This window comes from Streptococcus sp. 27098_8_86 (genome assembly GCF_041432595.1).
Lineage (GTDB): Bacteria > Bacillota > Bacilli > Lactobacillales > Streptococcaceae > Streptococcus > Streptococcus pneumoniae_F.
Genome location: NZ_JAPVZW010000006.1, coordinates 58,912 through 79,746, shown reverse-complemented (window position 1 = coordinate 79,746; position 20,835 = coordinate 58,912). Strand labels below are relative to the sequence as shown.

14 protein-coding genes are annotated in these 20,835 nt (G+C 41.4%); 1 reads left to right on the top strand and 13 read right to left on the bottom strand.

All coding sequences use genetic code 11. From position 1 onward, the window contains the following. Positions 1–168 precede the first annotated feature (168 nt). From bgaA to miaA, 6 genes are all read right to left on the bottom strand, one after another. Complete coding sequence (gene bgaA, locus O3616_RS06770) at positions 169–7,383, bottom strand: LPXTG-anchored adhesin/beta-galactosidase BgaA (RefSeq protein ID WP_371638445.1); 7,215 nt, start codon at positions 7,381–7,383, stop codon at positions 169–171. A 247-nt stretch (positions 7,384–7,630) separates the two neighbouring features. Next, the gene (locus O3616_RS06765; RefSeq protein WP_371638444.1) at positions 7,631–8,386 is read right to left on the bottom strand and encodes an SDR family NAD(P)-dependent oxidoreductase; all 756 of its coding nucleotides are present in this window, start codon (positions 8,384–8,386) and stop codon (positions 7,631–7,633) included. Between the two features lie 20 nt (positions 8,387–8,406). Then, positions 8,407–9,336: a ribonuclease Z gene (gene rnz / locus O3616_RS06760; protein WP_371638443.1), complete on the bottom strand. Its 930-nt coding sequence runs from the start codon at positions 9,334–9,336 to the stop codon at positions 8,407–8,409. Positions 9,337–9,350: 14 nt separating this feature from the next. Further along, on the bottom strand, positions 9,351–9,974 hold the full coding sequence (locus O3616_RS06755) for a cystathionine beta-lyase (protein ID WP_371638442.1): 624 nt from the start codon (positions 9,972–9,974) through the stop codon (positions 9,351–9,353). Continuing rightward, positions 9,967–11,205 carry a GTPase HflX gene (gene hflX / locus O3616_RS06750; RefSeq protein ID WP_371638441.1) on the bottom strand — a complete coding sequence of 413 codons (1,239 nt, stop codon included), beginning with the start codon at positions 11,203–11,205 and terminating at the stop codon, positions 9,967–9,969. The genes O3616_RS06755 and hflX overlap by 8 nt, the downstream gene beginning before the upstream one ends. After that, positions 11,198–12,082 carry a tRNA (adenosine(37)-N6)-dimethylallyltransferase MiaA gene (miaA, locus tag O3616_RS06745; protein ID WP_371638440.1) on the bottom strand — a complete coding sequence of 295 codons (885 nt, stop codon included), beginning with the start codon at positions 12,080–12,082 and terminating at the stop codon, positions 11,198–11,200. The genes hflX and miaA overlap by 8 nt, the downstream gene beginning before the upstream one ends. Before the next feature lie 120 nt (positions 12,083–12,202). Between miaA and O3616_RS06740 the strand changes: the two genes are divergently transcribed. Next, the gene (locus tag O3616_RS06740; RefSeq protein ID WP_001051780.1) at positions 12,203–12,373 is read left to right on the top strand and encodes a DUF3042 family protein; all 171 of its coding nucleotides are present in this window, start codon (positions 12,203–12,205) and stop codon (positions 12,371–12,373) included. A gap of 50 nt (positions 12,374–12,423) precedes the next feature. Here the strand turns inward: O3616_RS06740 and O3616_RS06735 are convergent, their stop codons facing one another. From O3616_RS06735 to pabB, 7 genes are all read right to left on the bottom strand, one after another. After that, positions 12,424–13,263 (bottom strand): thymidylate synthase, encoded by an 840-nt coding sequence (locus O3616_RS06735; protein WP_371638439.1) that lies wholly within the window; start codon positions 13,261–13,263, stop codon positions 12,424–12,426. Between the two features lie 98 nt (positions 13,264–13,361). Then, positions 13,362–14,321 (bottom strand): ROK family glucokinase, encoded by a 960-nt coding sequence (locus O3616_RS06730; protein WP_049493290.1) that lies wholly within the window; start codon positions 14,319–14,321, stop codon positions 13,362–13,364. 103 nt (positions 14,322–14,424) lie between these two features. Continuing rightward, entirely contained in the window at positions 14,425–15,672 is a 1,248-nt protein-coding gene (locus tag O3616_RS06725) for an Ltp family lipoprotein (protein WP_371638437.1), read from the bottom strand. Between the two features lie 407 nt (positions 15,673–16,079). After that, positions 16,080–17,579, bottom strand: a complete 1,500-nt coding sequence (locus tag O3616_RS06720) for an Ltp family lipoprotein (protein ID WP_371638436.1) — start codon at positions 17,577–17,579, stop codon at positions 16,080–16,082. Positions 17,580–17,612: 33 nt separating this feature from the next. After that, the gene (locus tag O3616_RS06715; protein ID WP_181146399.1) at positions 17,613–18,422 is read right to left on the bottom strand and encodes an N-acetylmuramoyl-L-alanine amidase family protein; all 810 of its coding nucleotides are present in this window, start codon (positions 18,420–18,422) and stop codon (positions 17,613–17,615) included. 49 nt (positions 18,423–18,471) lie between these two features. Further along, positions 18,472–19,089, bottom strand: coding sequence for an alpha/beta fold hydrolase (locus O3616_RS06710; RefSeq protein WP_049552251.1), 618 nt, complete (start codon positions 19,087–19,089; stop codon positions 18,472–18,474). Beyond that, on the bottom strand, positions 19,090–20,811 hold the full coding sequence (gene pabB / locus O3616_RS06705; RefSeq protein WP_371638435.1) for an aminodeoxychorismate synthase component I: 1,722 nt from the start codon (positions 20,809–20,811) through the stop codon (positions 19,090–19,092). It abuts the gene before it with no gap. Positions 20,812–20,835: the final 24 nt, after the last annotated feature.

Sequence of the window (20,835 nt, the reverse complement as noted above, 5' to 3'; positions counted from 1 at the left end):
AACATTTTCTAGGGATTTTTGCTTTCTCTACAAAATAAGGTAGATAATAACACTATACAATTTTATACAAAGAAAATCCCTTAGAAACTTATATTCCAAGGGATTTATCTTCTATCTAAGACAAGAGTTTCTCTCCACTCTTTAATGATAACGAAAGTATCAAAATTTCTAGTCTTCTTTTTTACCTTTAGTGGCTACTAATCCTGCACTCAAACAGAGTAGAGCTAAACCTGCTGCTACTGTTTCTTGGCTTGTCACACTACCTGTATTTGGTAACTGGGCTTTATTAGTTTGACTAGCTTCACTTGGAGCAATTGGTTTTGTTTCTGCTTTTTCTGACACTTGTGGTTTTGTATCTACCGGCTGTACTGGTTTCGTTGTTTCACCAGCTGTACCGACTTCTATGATGCGATCCTGAGCCATAACTTTATCATAGCTATCCTTTTCAGTTCGCTTACCATTTTCAACCTCGATTAAGTGAACACGGACTCCTTGTCTTCCTTCTTGGAGGACTCGAGTTTGACCTACTGGAAGTTTATCGTTCTTTTGTTCCTGAACTTTGAAATCGATTGTTTCTTCTTCAATTACAAGTTCTGGTCTGTTAAGCACAAGATTCTTCACTTCGTCTTCTGGAAGAGAAGTGCCTGGGTTGGTCCCCACTTCCACGATACGATCTTGTGCCGCAACTTTATCGTAAGTTTCTTTAAGCTGACGTTTTCCGTTTTCCACTTCGATCAAGCGAACACGGACTCCTTGTTTTCCTTCTTGAAGAACACGGGTTTCACCTAGATACAACTTATCAGACTTACGTTCCTGAACCTTGAAATCAATGGTTTCTTCTTCGACCACAAGTTCTGGTCTGTTAAGGACAAGATTCTTCACTTCATCTTCTGGAAGGGCGGTGCCTGGTTTCGTTCCAACCAAGACGATGCGGTCTATCGGTGCCTCTACCACTTCATGGAGTTTTTCTTCCTTACTTCCATCAGAATTAATTGCTGTAAAGATACGTTCCTTACCAACTTTTCCTTCTTGTTCTACACGAGTCTCACCTAGATAAAGTGTTGAATCTTTTTTCTCAACTGTCTTGTAGGCCAAATCGTTTTCAACAAATTCAAGTTTTGGAAGTTCCTCCTGTACAGCAGCAACTGTCTTCTCAGAAACTGGTTTTTCCTTAGTCAACTGGATACGGTATTCCTTAACTTGTTTTCCACTTTCTGAAACGAGGCGAACAAGTACTGGAAGGCTGTCTTCTCCACTATCTACAACTGTTGAAGCTACTTGATTGGTTTCTTCAACTGAGACTTTTGGACGTTGACCTTTATAGGTAATTTGATAATCTTGACGATTTTCAGCGAAATCAGCAAGTTCTTTTCCATCTACAAGAATCTTCGATTGAGTACTTTCTTGAGGCAATTCGCTTGGTGCAAGGAAGGTCATCTCAATCATCGCAACACCGCTCTTATCTGCTTTACGCTCCATACGCCATCTCATGGCTTTAGCTTTGACAGCTTTAAATGTTACGTTGATTTCATCACCAGCTGCAATGTCTTTATCCACACGATAAGGAACAGCTTCCCAATTTTCTGGATTGTTAAATGGATGTCCAGATTCGTAAGCTTGGTAGTTTGAATAGTAGGTAGGCACTTCAAAGTCTGGACCGACATAGCGCTCTAAAACAAGTTTAGAAGGCGCATCCGTACCACTATCTGCAAAGAAGTGAAGTTTGGCTTGCGCAACAGTCCGCTCTACAATCTTACCATTTTCACGGAAGATCACACCTGCTGATACTTCTGGATTAGAAGATGGCGTTTTAGACCAGTTTGTCCAACGACGATTTTCAGAGTGATCTCTATCATTGATATAGTCTACACGGTCATGAGAACTGTCGTCAATATCATTAGTTGCTGAAGCAAAGGCCTGGTTACTGTTTTCATCATAGTTAGGGTTATCTGAAAGAGCCTCACCAAGTTTATCTGTCACTCTTACAGTGAACTCTGCAGTAAGATTGCTACCAAGGACACGACCTCGAACAGTAAATTGACCTGCTTTTGTCAGATTTTCTGCTGGAACTTCTTCCCATTCAACTGTCAGGTCTTTTGCTTCGTAGCCGTCTTTACCTGTGAAGTAAACTGGAACCTTAGTCGGCAATTCAAGTGGTTGACCTAGTTGCAACAAGCGAGCTTGTTTAACCGCAGCAACTGGTTTACGAGAAAGTAAGTCTTTATCCTTAGTGAAGTGCAGACGGTATTCTCCTAAGATGTCGCCATTTTCAGCTTTCGCGATAACACGAACTGGCTCACCTTCACGAACACTTGGAACAACAGTCGCTAGACCATTGTTGCTAACACTTGCTGTTACTGCAGGAATTTTTCCATCGACAGACTCAAGGTAGTAGTCTGTCAAATCAGGGTTAAAGGTTGCTAAGTCTTTACCGTCAACTTGGATTCTTGTTTGTCCTTGTTTGGCTGCCGCAACTTGTTTCGCAAAGATTTGTACTTCTGTGATAGAAGTTCCAAGTTTGTTGTCTGCCCTTACCATGCGAATACGAACAGCATAGGTTTCAACTTTATCAAAGCTAAAGTGGTTCATTTCTCCAGCCTTGAGTTGAGCTGGAGCTTTGAGATTGCTTACCTCTTTCCAGTTTGCAGGATCGTTAAAGACATGTTCTTCATTACCTACAAAGCTAGGGTTTTTAGGTGCTGTTGGAACAGTCTTACCAATATAATACTCAATCACATAAGACTTCGGTGCGCCAACTCCATGGTCTTCGTGGAATCCGACACTTAGATTATCAACGGAGCGTTTGCTCAAGATACCTGAATCTCCAAACAGAACACCGACTGAAGCTTCTGGATTACTACGATTCCAGTTTGTCCAACGATTGGCTGGTCGGTCATTAAAGGAAATCAATTTATCGTTGACATTTGAAACAGGGTCGGTTGGATTTGAATCTGAAGCAAAGGCAAGTGGCAATTCTGAACCGGTCCATTGGTCAGAAATGTTTGCACCTTGCTCAGTTTGAGCAGATACGCGAACATGAAGTTTAGTTGTTAATTGAGTACCTTCTAAGCGACCATTAACTGTAAAGACACCTTCCTTAGCGTATTGCTCTGGACGAATCGCATCCCATACAACCTTAGCTGATGAAACGTGACCATTTGAATCATATGTACGAACGCTTTCTGGTAATTGTGGTGCTTCTGCGATTGGAGTTGTCACACTAACTTCTTCAACTGAAACGATGCCTTCTACAGATACTTTAGCACGCGCTTCCAGGTCAATTCCTTCAACTTTACCTAACACTTCAAAGCTTTGATAGTGGTCTAGTTTTTCTTTCGGAATAGCTTGCCAAGTGACTTTGTGAGCTTTAGGGAAACCTTTGTCATACTCAACCGTTACTGTTGATGGAAGAGTAGGTTCTTGGTGTAAATCTGTCACTACATTTACAGGACGGATGGATTGCGCAATCTTCTTCTCAGTATTGGCTTGTATAGTGAGATTGATTTGACCTGTAGCACCCTCATATTCAGCTTTCAGAGTAAGTGCTCCTGGTTTATGCAACTCAAGCATTCCTTTTCGGACTGCAACTTCCCCTTCACCACTTGTAGAGAAGCTCACCTTATCAGCTGGTAATACAGCTTGCGTTCCATCTTGATAATGAGCTCGAACCGACAAGTTGACTGTTTGGTCTTCTTTGAGACCGTCAGCTTGTTCCACTTGCAAGCTCAAGTGAGCAATTTTTGGTGCTTCTTCTAGGAATTGAATTGCATAGGTTTGAAGAGGGGCACCATCTTTAGACTGAACAAAGATGCTCGCACGCATGCCGTTTGCTGCGCTTGCTTGAAGAACTGTAACATCAGCATTTTCAGCACTTGCTATGACTTCTGGCAATTGGGCACCATAAGCAAGAGTGCGGTATTGCATTGGTTGTTGACTAGTAAGCCCTGTTACTGCCTCACCACCAACAGTAACAGTTGGCACTACAGGTGCTGCAGCTTTTCCTTCTTCTACCACAAGGGTTGCATGAATAGTTTCTCCAGCTAACTGACCAGTCATTTGAATACGTGATCCTGCTACTGAAAGTTTGGCTTTATCTGCTTCCGCAATCTCCCAGCTATCTACTTCGTACTCTTGTACACTTCCATCGGTTACAAGTATTGACACATATTTATCTACAGTGTTCAAATCTGCTCCTGGAGCAACACGTTTAACTGTTGGTAATTCTTTCGCAATTGCTAGAACCTCAACACGAGCCTCTACCTCACGTCCATTTGCTGTACCTTTAGCAGTCACAACTCCTGCTTGACTAACATCGACTTGAGACCAAGTTACTGGAAGTTTTTCACGACTACCATCGCTGTATACAAAACCTACTGTTTTCGGCATTTTTGGTTCTTTACCAATTAATGTACGAACTCTTGCTACTTCTGTCCCTAAAACAGTTTTTTCTTGTCCTTCTTTTTTACCAGTAAAGACAGTTACTTGACTAGATTTCAAGAGATCTGAATGGGCTGTCAGTGTGAATTTACCTGCTTGTTCAGTTGATTTGACAATGGCAACACCTTTACCATTAAATGCTTTACGAGTCCAAGAACCATCTGCTTGCGCCTTATAGCGTTCACGGCTGGCTTGTTCCCCGTTATCGACACCGACAAGTTGGCCTTGTCCGTGTAATTGGAAGCGAACCAGATTATTGGCAGTTGGTACTACATTCCCTTGGCTGTCAACGATTTCGTAGTAGATGTATGTCAAGTCTTTTCCATCTGCTGCGATTGCATGATCTTCTTTGATAAGACGAACAGCCGCTGGCTTACCAGCAGTCGTAATCTTATCTCGAGCAATTTCCTTGCCAGATTCATCACGAGCAATTGCTTCCAAGGTACCTGGTTGATAAGCAACTTTCCATTCAAGATAAAGTTCATTAGCATTAGCACCTTCTTGGTAAGTTCGTCCATCGCTAGTTTGTTTTTTGTTGAAAGTCTTAAGACCAAGAGATTTTCCATTCAAGAACAATTCTACACTTGCAGCATTAGAATAAGCACGTACAGGGATTTTATTTTCCGCGTCTGCTACATTGTCTATCAACTCTTTGTTTTCCCAGTTCCAGTGAGGAAGAAGGTGAACCATTGGTTTTTTCTTTGCAGAAACCCATTGACTTTGGTAAAGATAAAAGTCGTTTTTTGGAATACCTGCAGTATCTACGATACCAAAATAAGAGCTTTTAACCGGCGTGTTGTTTTGGTTATGCCATGGAGTTGGTTCACCGATATAGTCCGTACCTGTCCAAATGAACTGACCAGCATAGCCAGCATTGTCACGGTCAAATGTCCATGAAGCAGTTGCCGTTTTACCCCAACCAACACGGTCATTTCCATAATCTGACTGTTCATAGTTACGCCATGACTGATTACTTTGTACCCACTCACGCTCTGGGTGGAAGTAACTTCCTCTTGTACGCGTTGCTGAAGATGTTTCTGACCCATAAATCAACCAGTTTGGATGCTTAGCTCTAAGGGCTTTGTAATTATCTTCAGAGTAGTTAAATCCAACAGCATCGAGTTCATCAGCAATTTTTTCATGCCCACCGCTACCATTACCGAAACGGAACTTATCTGCTCCCATGGTAACATAACGAGTTTTATCAACATCCTTGATAACTTTGACTAGACGTTTAACAGTCGCTAGAGAATGAGGATCCCCATTTGCTTCACCGATTTCATTTCCGATTGACCACATAAAAACAGCGGGATTATTTTTGTCTCTCTCTACCATAGTACGTAGATCGTAGTCAGACCATTTTTCACCTTTTTTAGCCTCAGGATGGGTAGCATCTTTTTCAAAGAAACGTCCATAGTCATAAGGTTTCTTTCCGCCATACCAAGTATCAAAGGCCTCTTCTTGAACAAGTAAGCCAAGTTCAGCTGCAATCTGTAAAGTCTGAGGACTTGCTGGGTTGTGAGTCGTACGAATCGAATTCACCCCCATTTCCTTCATCTGTTTCAGTCTACGGTACTCAGCCTTGTAGTTTTCTTCTGCTCCAAGCGCTCCGTGGTCATGGTGCAAGGAAACTCCATGGAATTTAATGCGTTCACCATTCAAAGAGAAGCCCTCATTTGGAGTCCAGTTATAATATCGGTAACCAAACAGATCTTTCTTAGCATCAACTAATTGACCGTCCCGGTAAACACGTGTAACTAATTCATACAAGGCCGGTTTGTCATTTAAAACCGTCCAGAGTTTTGGTCTTTCAACTTCTAAAATCGCATCAAGACTAGTTACTTCATGTGCTTTCAAGGTACGGCTCTCTGTACGTACTAGACCTGTCACAGCCTGACCACCACGTTCAACGATTTGATATTCTGCTACAAGTTGATGGTCTTTGTCGTCCGTATTGACAATTTTACTAGTCACATGAGTTTCAACCTTGCCGTGTTGCTGTTGTTCAAGTTTTGGTGTTAAGATGGTTGTCCCATTTTTCTCAACATGAACTTTATCTGTCACTTGTAAAGTCACATCACGATAAATACCGCTACCTGAATACCAACGGCTGCTTGGTTGTTTGTTGACTGCATGAACAGCAATTACATTCTCACGTCCATCTTTGTTCAAATAGTTAGTGATGTCATATGAAAATTGGTTATAACCATTTGGGTAATGACCCACTAACTGACCATTGACATAAACTTGAGAATCCATGTAGACGCCATCAAAAGTGAGGCGAACATTTTTCTTGAGATCTTTTTCATCTAGTTTGAAAGTCTTGCGATACCAAGCTTCCCCACCGTTAAGCTGTCCACCTTCATTTTGTGCAGGAGATTCATGATCAAAATCGTTAAAGATACTCCAGTCATGCGGTAAATCTAATTTTTTCCACGTAGATACATCTGCATCCGGTTTAATGGCTTCTTTAGAATTCGCATTGAGTTTAAAGTGCCAATTTTGGTTAAAATTCACTTTTCTGTCTTCAATCATTTGATTGACTTCTTCATTTGTCACAGCTTTAACATCTTCCTTGAGCGGTTTTTCTTGACTTGAAGCTTGTGATTCTATCTTTGGAGCTTTTTCCTCTTTTGGAGTTACTGCTTTATCTTCTTTCTTCTCAGATGAAATAGACTCAGTGGCACTAGATTGTTTTTGTGCTGTACTTTCGACTACATTTTTAGTTTCCAAAGCTTGATCAACCTTTTCTTCTACTATAGGATTTTCCTCTTTAGGTTTCTCAGCAGTACGAGTAATAGGTGTTTCATCCGCATTAACTACAGATTCTCCAGCTATATTTCCTGCGAATAGAACTGCACAAGTTCCAATCATTACTGAGCAAGCTCCTACAGCAAACTTACGAATGCTATAGACTCTTTTACGATTCCAATGGCTTTTTTCCATAAAATCCTCCTTTTAGTAATCGTTTTCATTTTTGTGTAAGCGCATAACTTTTAATAGTCTTTTACCCTTATTTTATTAAATAATATAGGAATTTTCAATACTCTAGCATATAAAATAATATTTTTGATTGTTTTTTCTAAAATTTGTAGAAGAATTTTAAAAAAACTGAATGTAGTTTTAAAAGAAAAAATACTTATTAACCTTTAAATTAAAAGAAGTAAAAAAGTCCCTTTAAAAGGAACTTCTACTATTTATAATTAAAAGTTTCCCCTGCCAGCTTATCAGATAGCTTTGGAAAAAGAGTATAAAACTTATGGGCTAGGTTCAACAACATCGGGAGATTGAGTTCTCGTTTGTTTTTTCCTATAATCTTGACAATCTTTTTAGCCACTGCATCTGGTTTCAACAGGAAGCGTTCAACCGACTTGAGATAGGTGCCATCTGGGTCGGCTTGGTCAAAAAATCTTGTTCGGATTGGTCCTGGATTGACTGTTGTCACATAGACTCCATATGACATAAGTTCGAGGCGTAACGCATTTGAAAAACCAATGGCCGCAAACTTGGTCGCTGAGTAGAGACTGGACTTGCCAGTAGCAATCAAACCAGCCATGCTAACGATATTGATGATATGGCCGTTTTGGCTTTCCTTCATCCGAGCCGCAAGGCGACGAGACAGATTCATTAGGGCAAAGGTATTGACCTCGAACATCTGATGAATATCTTGGTCAGAAATCTGGTCAAATTCCTCAAAAATCCCGTAACCAGCGTTGTTTATCAAAACATCAATCTTGCCATAACGTAGATAGAGGTCTGCTACCAGAGTTTCTAAGGCTGAATCATCGGTAATATCGATTTCAACCAATTCTGCTTGTGGATGGTTTCCATAGAGTTGAGCTAATTTTTCCTTATTTCGACCAAGTAAGATGAGTTGGTCATTTGGCAAGAGTTTGACCATTTCTTGAGCTAGGCCACCGCTAGCACCTGTAATGAGAATAGTAGGCATACTTATCCTTTCCCAAGCTTTTAGATTTCCACTTCTTCCAAGTCTTTGACCACATGGACATTTTCAAAGACACTAGTAGCGTCTTTTTTGAGCTTGCTGATATCTTTTGAGAGGAAACGGGCACTGATGTGATTGAGCAAGAGGCGTTTGGCTCCTGCTTCTACCGCTACTTGTGCCGCTTGCATATTAGTAGAGTGGCCATGGTTACGAGCAATTTTTTCATCACCCTTGCCATAAGTGGACTCATGGACAAGGACATCGGCATTAACAGCCAGACGCACACTGGCATCCGTTTTTCGAGTGTCTCCTAAAATAGTGATAATTTTACCTGGACGTGGAGCTGAGATATAGTCTGCTGCCTTGATTTCAGTCCCATCTTCAAGAACAACGTTCTGACCATTCTTGATTTTCCCAAAAAGTGGGCCAAATGGGACACCAGCTACCTTGAGTTTTTCAGCATCCAGCGTTCCTTCTAGGTCCTTTTGCATGACACGATAGCCAACGCAGAAAATAGTGTGGTCCAACTCCTCTGCATATACAGTGAATTTATCGGTCTCAAGGATTTTTCCTAGAGAATCTTGGTCAAACTCATGAAAATGAATGCGGTAGGGCAGACGAGAACCTGACACACGAAGACTGGTTAAGACAAATGATTTGATCCCTAGCGGTCCATAGATTTCTAAATCTGTCTGCTCTTCATTGGCTTGAAAGGCACGACTAGAAAGGAAACCTGGCAAGCCAAAGATGTGGTCTCCGTGCAAGTGAGTGATAAAGATTTTGCTGACCTTACGCGGTCGAATCGTGGTTTCCAGGATGCGATTTTGCGTTCCTTCTCCACAGTCAAAGAGCCAAACTTCGTTAATCTCGTCTAATAATTTCAGAGCTAGACTTGAAACGTTGCGGGCTTTAGAGGGCTGACCAGCCCCCGTTCCTAAAAATTGAATATCCATTCGATACTTTCTAATTAATCAATATATAACATGGCTGTGCGGTTTTCCGATCGGAAATAGCGTTTGCCAGAAAAAGAAGCAGCTTCTTGTATTAACTCCTCTTGGCTGTAACCTTTAAGACGCTTGCGACCATCAGCCAAACTTTCCAAATCAGTCAAAGCTGTTAGATTCTCCACGCTAACAACTTCCTCATCTCCGACAGCCTTCATGTAAATCTTTCCAGACTCCTCAAAGACTAGCTGATGGGGAAAAATTTGTGCAATTTCAAAAAGCAAGTCATCAGAAATCTTCTCTTCATTCTCAGAGAAAATCCGACCAAGCCCCTCACTCTCATAACAAAAACCAAAGGATTTGCCAGACAGATTAAGCCGAATAAAAGGCTTGTTTTCTAGGGTGAAACTAGGTTCAGCATTGTAAAGATTCAGTTCCTGACTGAGTTCCGCAAAATAATCCGTCGCAGCCTCAGGACTCTTTTTCTGGTAGAGTTCTGCAAAGTAAGCATTGACCACGCTAGGTGGAGGAGTGATCAGTGCCAACTGCTCTTGATTTGTTTTACCAGCTAGAAGTTGATCTAGATAGACCTTGTCCAGACTTGTATAGCCCCCATATTTTAGAGCCAACGTTTTAATATCAGTCATAAAATTCCTCTAACCTCCATTTATTTTTCTCGGAAATGTAGCCTGTAATGACTTCGCCGTCTTCCTGATAATCACGATCTTCAAGAATCGCAACACTTTCTAAATCGTGAATCTTGTAGGACTTTGAAAAAGGCACTCGCAGGGTAAAGGGGTCAAAAATTTCCTTGATCTTATCCAGCAATAAAGCCTGCAACTGTTCGCGACTATCCTTAGATTTAGCAGAAATCAGTGCATAAGGCGTTTGGGTAGGCGTGAAATCCTCCACCAAATCCGCTTTATTATAAAGTGTCAGACGAGGAATATCTTCCATGTCCAGGTCTTTTATGATGGACAGAACTGTTTTTTCATGCTCCTCATGGTAAGGATTGCTGGCATCGATAACATGAACCAGAAGGTCCACATGCTTGCTTTCTTCCAAGGTCGACTTAAAACTGGATACCAACTCTGTTGGCAAATCTTGGATAAAGCCAACTGTATCAGTTAAAGTCACTTGGAGATTGCCTCCCAGATGGATACTCTTAGTCGTCGCGTCCAGAGTCGCAAAGAGCTCGTCAGCCTCATACTGGGTCTTACTGGTTAAGGTGTTCATGATAGTTGACTTCCCAGCATTGGTATAACCAATCAAACCAATCTTAAAGGTGCTTGACTCCAAACGTTTTTCTCTGACTGTCGCCCTATTTTTCTCAACGACCTTAAGCTGACGCTCGATATCCGTGATTTGGTTGCGAACGCTACGACGGTTCAGCTCCAGCTGGCTTTCACCAGGTCCACGGGAACCAATTCCGCCTGCCTGACGACTAAGCATAATTCCCTGACCAACCAAGCGGGGCAAGAGATACTTGAGCTGGGCAAGATGAACTTGAAGTTTCCCTTCATGACTTCGAGCCCGCATGGCAAAGATATCCAAAATCAACTGCATACGATCAATGACCTTGACACCCAGAACTTCCTCTAGATTGACATTTTGCCTTGGGGTCAGACGCTTGTTGACGATGACAGTGGTGATTTCTTCTGCATCCACCATAAGCGCAATCTCTTCCAACTTACCAGAGCCGACGAAGGTCTTAGAATCATATTTTTCACGTTTTTGTCTGTAGCTATCTACAACAACTGCTCCAGCTGTCTTGGCTAGACTGGCCAATTCTTCCATGGAGAGGTCAAAATTGTCCATCCCCTGCAATTCTACACCAATGAGCAGGACTCGTTCCTCTTTTTTCTCCGTTTCAATCATCTAAAAACTCCTCTATCTGGCATAAAATGCGGTCTTGCACACCAGCTTCTCCAATCTGATAAAAGGTGACCTGCATGCGATTACGGAACCAGGTCAGCTGACGCTTGGCAAAACGACGGGTAGCCTGTTTGAGACTCTCACTAGCTTCCTCCAAGGTCTGCTCTCCACGGAAATAAGGAAAGAGTTCCTTGTAACCAATCCCTTTAGCAGCCTGCACATCTGGATAATGGTCAAACAACCACTTGGCTTCGTCTAGAAGTCCAGCTTCAAACATCAGGTCCACTCGGTGATTGATACGTTCATATAATTGACTGCGCTCATCATCCAAGCAGATAATCAGCGGTTCATATAGACTCTCTTGATTTTCCAAATCCTGACCAAAATGGGCAATTTCCAAGGCACGCATTGCACGACGACGATTAAACTGAGGAATTTCAAGGCCTACTTGCTCCACAATATGAGCTAATTCCTCATCTGTATAAGGCTCCAAGCTAGCCCGATAGGCCAAAATTTCCTCATGGGGAGTCTCCCCACCTAGGTGGTAGCCTTCAAGCAAGCTCTGGATATAAAGCCCAGTCCCACCAGCAATAATAGCTAGCTTGTCCCGACTGTGAATATCCTCAATAGCCATCTTAGCTTCTGAAACAAAATCAAAAGCCGAGTAAGACTCGGTTACCTCTCTAACATCGATTAAATGATGAGGAACAGCTGCCTGCTCTTCTGGACTAGCCTTGGCCGTCCCTATATCTAGACCTCGATAAACCTGCTGGCTATCTCCACTAACCACTTCGCCATTAAAACGCTTGGCTACTTCAATGGCTAGAGCCGTCTTTCCAACTGCAGTCGGTCCAACAATCACAATTATTTTTGTTTTCATCTTTTTTCCTTGAAAAATTCCCATTTTTTCGTTACTATTATTATAACACAAAAAGGTCAGTCAGAAAAATGTGACCTCTTGAGGAGGCTGGCTGATTGAGAATATAAAGGAGGAAGACTCATGGCTAAAGGATTTGCTAAAGGTCTTGTAACAGGTGTCGCAGGAACTGTCGCTGCCGTCGCAGGTGCAGTATACGCATTTAAAAAGAAAGTGATCGAACCAGAAGAGCAAAAAGCAGCTTTCATCGAAGAAAACCGTAAAAAAGCAGCTCGTCGCCGCGTATCACGTTAAGAAACAAAAGAAGTTGGGATTTATTGTCTCAACTTCTTTTTTCTATTCTTTTAAATAGCTAGGTCAAACTTCAACTGTGGCTTGACAGGGTCATAATCCACCAACTCAAAATCTTCTGCTTTGATATCAAAGAAACTAGTCTCATCAGGAACATTTAAAACCAAGCGTGGTTGGCAGTTTGACGGCTCACGACGAAGCAATTCCTGAGCTTGTTCAAATTGATTATCATAGATATGGAGGTTGTTGATAAAGTAGAAGAACTTCCCAACCTTCCAGCCAAAATGCTTGGCAATCATCATTTGAAGAGCCACATACTGCATAGCGTTAATATGGTGGGCCACTAGCATGTCGTTAGAACGCTGGGTCAAGGTCGCATCCAGATAGATTTCTCCATCTACACGGCGGACATCAAACATGGTCTGAAAGGCACATGGGAGGAGGCCGTCCGTCTCCTCAAAAGCTTGATAATCCCAGAGAGAGATAATATTGCGGCGGTTCCAAGGGTTGGCTTCCAACTGCTTGAGAAGCTTATTGATGATGTCGTGTTTCTTAACGACCGCCCCGTAACGCTCACCAATAGTTCCCGTATCTCCCACTTCCCAGTCATTCCAGTAGTGAACATTGTACTTGTCATTAAGCACGTCTAGGCTATTTGACTGGTCTTGGTAAATCCAGAGCACTTCCTTGATGGCGGATTTGATGGCAATAGGACGCAAGGTTGTGATGGGGAATTCCCCTTTTGCTAAGTCATACTCTGCAAAGGCACCCGTTACATACTTGGAGTTGGCAACGGTTCCATCCTTGTACTTGGGACGAGCCTGCTCTGAAAAGACACCGTCTTTGAGGATTCGTTCAATATTTTCTTTAAAAATCGTATCTGCTTTTGTCATTTACTCTCACCTCATTTATTGTCCTAACTAGTATAGCATAAAAAAAGAAAGGAGGAAAATCACTCGATTTAAAGTAGTGTTTTTCTCCTTTTATTATTTTATTGCAATACAAGTGATGCTGCTCCGATAACTCCAGCGTCATTTCCTAGAGTTGCAAGAGCCAATTTAGTTGATGTGCGTACTTGTGGGAAGGTATTTTCGTCATAGACTTTTTGAACACCTTGTAGAAGGAATTCTCCTGCAGCTGATACACCACCACCGATAACGATGGTTGATGGGTTTAGGATTGAACCAATGTTAGCACAAGCGATTCCCAAGTAACGTGAGAAGTTACGGTAAACGATCAAAGCAAGGTCGTCTCCTTCTTTTGCCAAATCAAAGACAGTCTTAGCAGTTACTTCTTCTCCGTTATCAATCAAGCGTTTCAAGGCTGCATCACCTTCGTATTCATCAGCATAACGACGAGTCAAGTTGACAATCCCTGTTGCTGAAGCGACTGTCTCAAGGCAACCTTTCTTACCGCAAGTACATGCGATTGGTTGGTCAAAGTCAACAGTGATGTGGCCAAGCTCACCTGCTGCACCAGCCACACCGTGAAGCAATTTGCCTTCAGCGACGATACCGCCACCAACACCTGTACCAAGTGTCATAAAGACAACATCTGGTTGGTTATCACCAGCCCCCATCCAACGTTCACCAAGAGCAGCTACGTTGGCATCATTATCGATGAAGAATGGAATACCCAAGGCTTTTTCAATCTTCTCTTTGATTGGTTGAAGGGTTTTCCAGTTGAGGTTGTAGGCACCGATAACAGTACCTTTTTCACGGTCAACCACACCTGGTGATCCCATTCCAATACCTTGGAAGTCCGCTGCTGCCAATCCAAGCAGGTCTAAACGATGTTGAATAGACTCAATCATATCATCAACGATATGACTCCCCTCATCCAAAATATTAGTCTTGATAGACCATTTTTCTTGGATTTCTCCCTCTTGAGTTAAAATTGCAAACTTGATAGATGTACCACCAAGGTCAATCCCAATAATCTTTTGACTCATCGTCTTCTCCTTTTTAATTGAAAATGCTTACAGATATAGTATAACAAAATCGTTAGATTTGTGCAAAGCTTTGCATGAAAAAGTTACATCTAATAATTAATAACTATTTATCCCCTAGTTTTTGAATGGCATAGTTTGCTTCTTCTTTTGTAAATTTTCCAATCCAAGAAGAAGTTAGCCACTCATAAATCTCTGTCTTTGATAAATGGTTATTCTTTCGGTATTCTCTTGCTGTAATTAAGGCATTTGCTTTGTAATCTGCATTCAAGTGATCGATGGCATACTGCGCTGCTGAACTTGAAAAACCATACCACGTTAATGAGTCATAGAGAGCTTTTTTTGACTTATGTAAAACCGAATTATAGCTTTTCGCTTTATTTAAAGCAGCATTGTACTGCTTCCCATCTAGTTTTGGTTGCCGCACACCATCGTAGTCTACATAGTGACGGCCACCATCTACCCATTTGCCCCTTACCATTTTGCCTTTAGAATCAACATAGTAACGACCGCTATCTACCCATTCATTCTTGGCCATCTTTCCATCTGATTTGAGGTAATAATTTCCTACCCATTTATTGCGAGCAGAGCTTCCTTCTGCTGTTAGATAATAATAGGAACCATGCTTTTTATCATAAATCCAGTCACTTTTAACCTTTTTTCCATCAGAATCAACATAATAACGACCACCATCTACCCATTGATTTTTAGCTCTCTTCCCATCTGATTTGAGGTAGTAATTTCCTACCCAGCCAGTCTGAACTTTAGATTTTGATTTATCCTGTTTAGGAGTTGTTTCTTTAGGTTTCGGTGCTGGCTTCGGCGCAGGTTTTGGTGCCGGCTTCGGCGCAGGTTTTGGTGCCGGCTTCGGCGAGGGTTTTGGTGCCGGCTTAGGCGCGGGTTTTGATGCCGGCTTCGGCGCGGGTTTCTGTACTGGCTTCGGCGAGGGTTTTGGTGCTGGCTTCGGCGCAGGTTTTGGTGCTGGCTTCGGCGCAGGTTTTGGTGCTGGCTTCGGCGTGGGTTTTGGTACTGGCTTCGGCGCAGGTTTTGGTGCCGGCTTCGGCGCAGGTTTTGGTGCTGGCTTCGGCGCAGGCTTTGGTGCTGGCTTCGGCGCAGGTTTTGGTGCCGGCTTCGGCGCAGGTTTTGGTGCGGGTTTTGGTGCGGGTTTTGGTGCGGGTTTTGGTGCGGGTTTTGTATTCTCTTTTACAATCTTACCATTTTTAGATGCGTCCTTTTCTTGAGCAGATACTTTCTGAGATGAGAAAGGCAACATCCCCATTGTATCTGAAAGAGAAACAAGTGCAAAAGTAGTTGCTGCTAAACTTGTAACCAAAATTTTTTTTGATTTTCTCATAAAAATCTCCTTTTCTTATGATTTACACTTATAGTATATCATATCCTTAATCTTTTTTACATTAAAATAATAACTACACAAGCACTAATCTGAAGCTGAGCGAGTAGAAATTGAAGCTTATTTAAACGTAGGACTCAAACCGGCTGAGATTTTTGGGGAAACCAACGGGACATAGCATAGATGCCTTTGTTCACACCTATAAACTCCAATCCCTTTTTGAAATTGGAAAATCCATTCTGTTCTGGGTGGAAAGACAATAGAAGAACCTTCTATTTTGAACTTGGCTATAGTCCGCAAAAAAGCTGTTTGAGCTCACTCAAACAGCTTGAAAGATACTCTCTTAATCAGAGGAACAACTTTGTTGTACTTGACTTGTCAATTGGTGTTAAAATAGTCATTCTAAATAATTAGTCACCTAAATGTTGAATTGCATAGTTTGCTTCTTCTTCTGTAAAGCCATCTATATAAGAGGTCAATTGATTGAAAAGACCAGATTTAGACATATTAAATAATTTTCTATAGTTCTTAGCATTAAATAAGGCATTATATTTATAATCGGCTTCTAAATGATCAATCGCATATTGAGCTGCATCATTTGAAAATTTATCAAATTCAGAAGTTAATTGTCTATACATACGTTTTTTTGACATATGGAATAGCGAGTTATAACTCTTTGCCTTTCCTAAAGCAGCAGAATATTCACTATTGGTTGATGCTTTAGTTTCCCATAATCCATTAGATCCTACATAGTAACGACCTCCATCAACCCATTCACTTTTAGCCATCTTACCGTTTGATTTGAGGTAGTAATTTCCTACCCAAGTATTACGAGCGTAGCTACCTTCTGATGTTAGATAGTAATATGAACCATAGTTCTTATCATAAATCCACTCACTCTTAGCCATCTTACCATTTGACTTCAAATAATAATTGCCTGACCACGCATTGCGAGCATAGCTACCTTCTGATGTTAGATAGTAATATGAACCATAGTTCTTATCATAAATCCATTCACCTTTAGCCATCTTACCATTTGACTTCAAATAATAATTGCCTGACCAAGTGTTACGAGCGTAGCTACCTTCTGATGTTAGATAGTAATATGAACCATAGTTCTTATCATAAACCCACTCACCTTTGGCCATCTTACCATTTGATTTAAGGTAGTAATTACCCACCCAAGTATTACGAGCGTAGCTACCTTCTGATGTTAGATAGTAGTATGAGCCGTAGCTCTTATCATAAACCCACTCACCTTTAGCCATGTATCCGCCTGATTTGAGATAATAGTTACCTACCCAAGCGTTTTGAACATAATTTCCTGATGCATCTAGATAGAAGTATGAATTATATTTTTTATCAAAAATCCACTTACTAGTGACTTTTTTACCATTTTGATAATAGGATGAACCTACCCAACCAGACTGAACTGTAGGTTTTGATGTTGGCTTCTCATCTGGTTTTGGTGTTGGCTTTGGTTTTTCATCCGGTTTTGGTGTTGGCTTTGGTTTTTCATCCTTTTTTGGTGTTGCAGTAGTTGATTTTTTATCAGTCAGCTTCTTAATGGCCTCTTTAAACTCTTCTACTGTTCCTTTCCACTCTATGTAATTGGCACCCGACTTATTCTCATTAGCTATATAGTTACGATCGGATTCTTGGAAATAAGATAATTCTGGAGTAGTTTTTGTAGCCCCAATAATAGGAATATTAACAGTTCCCTTCCATCTATTAAATATTTCTGCATCATTCGGAAGAATAATATAATATTTTGCAGTTGGGGTAAGAGTTTGTGTGTCAGCCTGCACCGTTTGCGCTGAAAAAGGTAGAACTCCTGTTGTGTCAATTGTTGACAATACTCCAACTGTTGAAAATGCCAAAGCACATACTAATAATCTTTTTTTATTCATTTGATATTACCTTTTATCCTATTTTTTAATTTCTTATTTAACCCATTTACCTGAACCATCTACACGATAACCATCTGGTGTACGTTCATTAACAGCCATTTTACCGTTTGATTTAAGATAGTAATTTCCTACCCAGGTGTTACGAGCATAACTTCCTTCTGATGTCAAGTAGTAATATGATTTATAGTTACTATCATATATCCACTCACCTTTAGCCATCTTACCATCTGATTTGAGATAATAATTACCTGACCAAGTGTTACGAGCGTAACTGCCTTCTGATGTCAAGTAGTAGTATGATTTGTAGCTACTATCGTAGACCCACTCACCTTTAGCCATCTTACCATTTGATTTAAGGTAGTAAGCTCCTTGCCATGCATTTTTTGCATAAGAACCATCTGATTTCAAATAATACCAAGCTTGATAAGAAGAGTCATAAATCCATTCGCTCTGTGCCATTTTACCATCCGCTTTCAGATAATAGCTTCCCTGCCAAGCATTTTTCACTGGATTTCCATTTCCATCAAAGTAATACCATGCACCATCCTGCTTAACCCAGCCACTTGTTGTTGCTGAACTTGTATTGTTTTGAGCCGAAGTTGATTGCTTTGCTTTGAAAGCACCTTTTGGGGCATTTTTCAATTCACACGCCACACCATCATGATCACGGTCTAACTTGGCAGAATAACCAGGTTCTCCCTCATGAATATCCGCATATCCATTCGCCCAAGCTTCCTTACAGCTAGAAAAATGAATGTTTTCTTCCGCTAACACAGGCTGTGAAAACAAGGCTAAAACTGGCAAGGTAGCCAGACTCATTTTAAAAAATAGACGTTTGTTCATTTCTTTCTCCCATAATTATAATATCGTTTTTAATGTTGTTTTATCAAACTTATTTCAGCAATTCAAGAAAACTTCTAGTTATTGCTGCAAACTCTTTTGGTTTGGCTCTATTCAAGACATGAGGACCGTCAGGGATAATCTGGAACTGGGAATTTGGCATCAGTTCTTGAATAGCTTTCATTGAACTGAGATTAGGCTTATCTTGACTACCACAAATTAACAAAGTTGGATAGGGACAATTCTTTGCAATCTCTCTTAAATCAAGTGTTTTTAATTCCTCAGAAACTCCAACCAAAAGCGATTTATCTGCTCCCTGTTTCTCAAATGTCCTTTTGGGGAGTAGTTTAAATATCAGCAACTGAATGTAAAAAGGGATATTGCCAGCTAGTTTCAATGGACAGCCTGACAAAACCAAAGCCTGAAGATTTGGCAAATCGTAACTTGACAACTCTAATGCAAGTGCAGCTCCTAAGGACAAACCGATTAGGACAAAAGGTTCTGTCTCCTCTGACAAGTGCTGATAAATGCGCTCCTTAGCTTCTTGATAGGTAGCAACTCCGGAAGGAAATAACTCTAGGGCTTCAGAAGGATAATCTACAAGCAACTCTTGCACTTCTTTCCAACTATCTGCTGACTGACCTAGGCCATGTAAAAATATTAATTTCATTTAGTTCTCCCTTACTGACAGCTCATACAAGCCCCTGACTGCATTACAGCCATAGATAGCTTCTGCTTGGGCAAAATCTGCCAAGGTCAAGACTTTCTCTTCTATCTGTCCTGTTTCCAGCAAATGCTGACGGTAAATGCCTGGTAAGATTCCAAGTCGGACTGGCGGTGTATAGAGTTTCCCATCGATTTTCAGAACCAAATTTCCGATAGAGGTTTCAAGAAGTTCTCCAGACTTATTGTGGTAAATGATCTCTTGCTCCCCTAGATTCAAATGCGGTCGGTGAGTCGTTTTGAAGTAGGTAAAAGCTTGTTGCAAATTGGCTTCCTGAGGGCAGAGTTGGGCCTGACAAAAGCTTGTACTAAGGGGTGTTAATACTTGGCGATCGACTTCTATCTCTCCAGACTTGCTGAGAGAAATTCGCAAGCGGTAATCTTGATTAGCATCACAAGCCTGACACTCTGCTTCAATCTTTTGTCTCAAAATTTCTGGGTCAAAAGGAAAAGCAAAATATCGACTTGCCTTTCTCAGTCTTTCTATATGTTGCTCTTCAAACAGCAGTTGTTTTTGGCTGATTTTCCCAGTCGTAATCAGTTGGAAACGAGCTTGTTTACGATAGAGAACAGCAGCCTTTTGATGAACCTCGCGGTATTCAGATTCCCATGTGCTATCCCATGTAATGCCTCCGCCTACTCCATAGATGGCATTCCCTTGATGCAGTTGAATGGTCCGAATGGCTACATTGAAAATTCGTCGCCCATTTGGAAGCAAGAGACCAATGGTTCCACAATAGACTCCGCGCGGTTGTGGCTCCAAGTCCTTGATAATCTCCATAGTCGCAATTTTCGGTGCTCCCGTTATGGAACCGCAAGGAAAGAGAGAGCGAAAGGTTTCAACAAGGTCAACATCTGCTCTCAACCGACTCTTGATAGTCGAAGTCATCTGCCAAACAGTCGAATACTGCTCCACTTGACACAAACGCTCCACATGTTCACTTCCCACTTCAGAAATACGGTTCATATCGTTGCGCAAGAGGTCCACAATCATCATATTTTCAGAGCGATTTTTGGGATCCTGTTCCAACCAACTGGCCTGCTCCAAGTCTTCTTGGTCAGTCACTCCACGCTGAGTCGTTCCCTTCATTGGTCGCGTTGTCAACTCACGGTCATTTTGCTCAAAAAAGAGCTCTGGACTCATGGAAATCACTGCCATCTCGTCATGTTCAACATAAGCATTGTAGCCCGCCTCCTGCTCTACTACCATACGATTGTAGATGGCAAAAGGATTGGCACTTAAGTCTTGTTTGAGTTGGACGGTGTAGTTTACCTGGTAGGTGTCCCCCTGCCGCAAATGATGATGAATCTGGGCAATAGCCTTTTCATAATCCTCTGCAGACGTTACTTCCTGCCAATTTGAAGGCAAATCAACCTCATCATAAGTCAGAGGAATAGGGGATGTTTCTACGCTGTCATGAACTGTAAAATATAGCAGGTACTCTCCCAGTAAAGGAGCTTTATGAACTGCTAATTTCTCCTCAAAAGCAGGTGCAGCCTCGTAGCTGACATAGCCCACCACATAATAACCTTGCTCTTGGTAGCTTTCCACTTGTGCCAGCAAATCTGCCACTTCTGCTAAATCTCTCGTTTTTAACTCTTTAATAGGCTGGGTAAAGGTGTATCTCTCCCCCAAAGCCCTAAAATCAATCACTGTTTTTCTATGCATACCTTAAGTATAGCACAAAAAGGC